We start from the raw sequence: 4,846 nt of genomic DNA, 5'->3' as shown, positions 1-4,846 counted from the left end.
AGCTAAGCGACTTCCATATCTCACAGGGGGCAACCCCCAACTACTTCCGGCGTTCTAGGGCTTAACTTCTGTGTTCGGCATGGGTACAGGTGTATCTCCTAGGCTATCGTCACTTAACTCTGAGTAATACCTACTCAAAATTGAATATCTATTCAAACCAAGAAAACCTTTCGCTTTCATATTCTCAGTTACTTTGGATAAGTCCTCGAGCTATTAGTATTAGTCCGCTACATGTGTCGCCACACTTCCACTTCTAACCTATCTACCTGATCATCTCTCAGGGCTCTTACTGATATAAAATCATGGGAAATCTCATCTTGAGGTGGGTTTCACACTTAGATGCTTTCAGCGTTTATCCCTTCCCTACATAGCTACCCAGCGATGCCTTTGGCAAGACAACTGGTACACCAGCGGTAAGTCCACTCTGGTCCTCTCGTACTAGGAGCAGATCCTCTCAAATTTCCTACGCCCGCGACGGATAGGGACCGAACTGTCTCACGACGTTCTGAACCCAGCTCGCGTGCCGCTTTAATGGGCGAACAGCCCAACCCTTGGGACCGACTACAGCCCCAGGATGCGACGAGCCGACATCGAGGTGCCAAACCTCCCCGTCGATGTGAACTCTTGGGGGAGATAAGCCTGTTATCCCCAGGGTAGCTTTTATCCGTTGAGCGATGGCCCTTCCATACGGAACCACCGGATCACTAAGCCCGACTTTCGTCCCTGCTCGAGTTGTAGCTCTCGCAGTCAAGCTCCCTTATACCTTTACACTCTGCGAATGATTTCCAACCATTCTGAGGGAACCTTTGGGCGCCTCCGTTACCTTTTAGGAGGCGACCGCCCCAGTCAAACTGCCCGTCAGACACTGTCTCCGATAGGGATCACCTATCCGGGTTAGAGTGGCCATAACACAAGGGTAGTATCCCAACAACGTCTCCTTCGAAACTGGCGTCCCGATCTCATAGACTCCTACCTATCCTGTACATGTGGTACAGACACTCAATATCAAACTGCAGTAAAGCTCCATGGGGTCTTTCCGTCCTGTCGCGGGTAACCTGCATCTTCACAGGTACTAAAATTTCACCGAGTCTCTCGTTGAGACAGTGCCCAAATCATTACGCCTTTCGTGCGGGTCGGAACTTACCCGACAAGGAATTTCGCTACCTTAGGACCGTTATAGTTACGGCCGCCGTTTACTGGGGCTTCAATTCATACCTTCGCTTACGCTAAGCACTCCTCTTAACCTTCCAGCACCGGGCAGGCGTCACCCCCTATACATCATCTTACGATTTAGCAGAGAGCTGTGTTTTTGATAAACAGTTGCTTGGGCCTATTCACTGCGGCTGACTTAAAGTCAGCACCCCTTCTCCCGAAGTTACGGGGTCATTTTGCCGAGTTCCTTAACGAGAGTTCTCTCGCTCACCTGAGGCTACTCGCCTCGACTACCTGTGTCGGTTTGCGGTACGGGTAGAGTATGTTTAAACGCTAGAAGCTTTTCTTGGCAGTGTGACGTCACTAACTTCGCTACTAAACTTCGCTCCCCATCACAGCTCAATGTTATAGAACTAAGCATTTGACTCAGTTCACACCTCACTGCTTAGACAGACACTTCCAATCGTCTGCTTTAGTTAGCCTACTGCGTCCCTCCATCACTACATACTCTAGTACAGGAATATCAACCTGTTGTCCATCGGATACACCTTTCGGTCTCTCCTTAGGTCCCGACTAACCCAGGGCGGACGAGCCTTCCCCTGGAAACCTTAGTCTTACGGTGGACAGGATTCTCACCTGTCTTTCGCTACTCATACCGGCATTCTCACTTCTATGCGTTCCAGCACTCCTCACGGTACACCTTCTTCACACATAGAACGCTCTCCTACCATACCTATAAAGGTATCCACAGCTTCGGTAAATTGTTTTAGCCCCGGTACATTTTCGGCGCAGGGTCACTCGACTAGTGAGCTATTACGCACTCTTTGAATGAATAGCTGCTTCTAAGCTAACATCCTAGTTGTCTGTGCAACCCCACATCCTTTTCCACTTAACAATTATTTTGGGACCTTAGCTGGTGGTCTGGGCTGTTTCCCTTTCGACTACGGATCTTAGCACTCGCAGTCTGACTGCCGACCATAATTCATTGGCATTCGGAGTTTATCTGAGATTGGTAATCCGGGATGGACCCCTCACCCAAACAGTGCTCTACCTCCAAGAATCTCTAATGTCGACGCTAGCCCTAAAGCTATTTCGGAGAGAACCAGCTATCTCCAAGTTCGTTTGGAATTTCTCCGCTACCCACAAGTCATCCAAGCACTTTTCAACGTGCCCTGGTTCGGTCCTCCAGTGCGTCTTACCGCACCTTCAACCTGCTCATGGGTAGGTCACATGGTTTCGGGTCTACGTCATGATACTAATTCGCCCTATTCAGACTCGGTTTCCCTACGGCTCCGTCTCTTCAACTTAACCTCGCATCATAACGTAACTCGCCGGTTCATTCTACAAAAGGCACGCTCTCACCCATTAACGGGCTCGAACTTGTTGTAGGCACACGGTTTCAGGTTCTATTTCACTCCCCTCCCGGGGTGCTTTTCACCTTTCCCTCACGGTACTGGTTCACTATCGGTCACTAGGGAGTATTTAGGGTTGGGAGATGGTCCTCCCAGATTCCGACGGGATTTCACGTGTCCCGCCGTACTCAGGATACTGCTAGGTACAAAGACTATTTTAAATACGAGGCTATTACTCTCTTTGGCTGATCTTCCCAAATCATTCTTCTATAATCTTTGAGTCCACATTGCAGTCCTACAACCCCGAAGAGTAAACTCTTCGGTTTGCCCTCCTGCCGTTTCGCTCGCCGCTACTAAGGCAATCGCTTTTGCTTTCTCTTCCTGCAGCTACTTAGATGTTTCAGTTCACTGCGTCTTCCTCCTCACATCCTTAACAGATGCGGGTAACAGGTAGTACCTGTTGGGTTCCCCCATTCGGAAATCCCTGGATCATCGCTTACTTACAGCTACCCAAGGCATATCGTCGTTTGTCACGTCCTTCTTCGGCTCCTAGTGCCAAGGCATCCACCGTGCGCCCTTATTAACTTAACCTTATTTTTTGACCTTTCAGTCATAAACTCTTATTAATACTACAGCGTTTTCGGTTTATTTTCTTGTTACTATTTGATATAGATATTCAATTTTCAATGTGCATTACTTGGTGATCTCTCACCAATGGAGCCTAGCGGGATCGAACCGCTGACCTCCTGCGTGCAAAGCAGGCGCTCTCCCAGCTGAGCTAAGGCCCCACAAGACCTCTCAAGACTAAACAAGACCAATGCGCAGTTCCTTATCCTTAGAAAGGAGGTGATCCAGCCGCACCTTCCGATACGGCTACCTTGTTACGACTTCACCCCAATCATCTATCCCACCTTAGGCGGCTGGCTCCTAAAAGGTTACCTCACCGACTTCGGGTGTTACAAACTCTCGTGGTGTGACGGGCGGTGTGTACAAGGCCCGGGAACGTATTCACCGCGGCGTGCTGATCCGCGATTACTAGCGATTCCGACTTCATGTAGGCGAGTTGCAGCCTACAATCCGAACTGAGACTGGCTTTAAGAGATTAGCTTGCCGTCACCGGCTTGCGACTCGTTGTACCAGCCATTGTAGCACGTGTGTAGCCCAGGTCATAAGGGGCATGATGATTTGACGTCATCCCCACCTTCCTCCGGTTTATTACCGGCAGTCTCGCTAGAGTGCCCAACTAAATGATGGCAACTAACAATAGGGGTTGCGCTCGTTGCGGGACTTAACCCAACATCTCACGACACGAGCTGACGACAACCATGCACCACCTGTCACCTCTGTCCCGAAGGAAAACTCTATCTCTAGAGCGGTCAGAGGGATGTCAAGACCTGGTAAGGTTCTTCGCGTTGCTTCGAATTAAACCACATGCTCCACCGCTTGTGCGGGCCCCCGTCAATTCCTTTGAGTTTCAACCTTGCGGTCGTACTCCCCAGGCGGAGTGCTTAATGCGTTAGCTGCGGCACTAAACCCCGGAAAGGGTCTAACACCTAGCACTCATCGTTTACGGCGTGGACTACCAGGGTATCTAATCCTGTTTGCTCCCCACGCTTTCGAGCCTCAGCGTCAGTTACAAGCCAGAGAGCCGCTTTCGCCACCGGTGTTCCTCCATATATCTACGCATTTCACCGCTACACATGGAATTCCACTCTCCCCTCTTGCACTCAAGTTAAACAGTTTCCAAAGCGTACTATGGTTAAGCCACAGCCTTTAACTTCAGACTTATCTAACCGCCTGCGCTCGCTTTACGCCCAATAAATCCGGACAACGCTCGGGACCTACGTATTACCGCGGCTGCTGGCACGTAGTTAGCCGTCCCTTTCTGGTAAGATACCGTCACAGTGTGAACTTTCCACTCTCACACTCGTTCTTCTCTTACAACAGAGCTTTACGATCCGAAAACCTTCTTCACTCACGCGGCGTTGCTCGGTCAGACTTCCGTCCATTGCCGAAGATTCCCTACTGCTGCCTCCCGTAGGAGTCTGGGCCGTGTCTCAGTCCCAGTGTGGCCGATCACCCTCTCAGGTCGGCTATGTATCGTCGCCTTGGTGAGCCGTTACCCCACCAACTAGCTAATACAACGCAGGTCCATCTGGTAGTGATGCAATTGCACCTTTTAAGCAAATGTCATGCAACATCTACTATTATGCGGTATTAGCTATCGTTTCCAATAGTTATCCCCCGCTACCAGGCAGGTTACCTACGCGTTACTCACCCGTTCGCAACTCATCCAGAGAAGCAAGCTCCTCCTTCAGCGTTCTACTTGCATGTATTAGGCA

The 4,846-nt window shown here is 50.1% G+C and carries 1 tRNA gene and 3 rRNA genes; all 4 read right to left on the bottom strand.

Annotated features, from left to right (window positions below):
• Nucleotide 1 precedes the first annotated feature (1 nt).
• Nucleotides 2-117 (bottom strand): 5S ribosomal RNA (gene rrf, locus HMPREF2613_RS04870).
• Between the two features lie 76 nt (nt 118-193).
• Nucleotides 194-3,095, bottom strand: a 23S ribosomal RNA gene (locus tag HMPREF2613_RS04865).
• 124 nt (nt 3,096-3,219) lie between these two features.
• A tRNA-Ala gene (locus HMPREF2613_RS04860) sits at nt 3,220-3,292 on the bottom strand.
• Between the two features lie 51 nt (nt 3,293-3,343).
• Nucleotides 3,344-4,846 (bottom strand): 16S ribosomal RNA (locus HMPREF2613_RS04855); the annotation flags it as partial.

It is taken from the genome of Streptococcus sp. HMSC070B10 (genome assembly GCF_001808665.1).
Lineage (GTDB): Bacteria > Bacillota > Bacilli > Lactobacillales > Streptococcaceae > Streptococcus.
The sequence above is the reverse complement of the archived record's forward strand: the minus strand, read 5'-3'. Positions and strand labels throughout refer to the sequence as shown.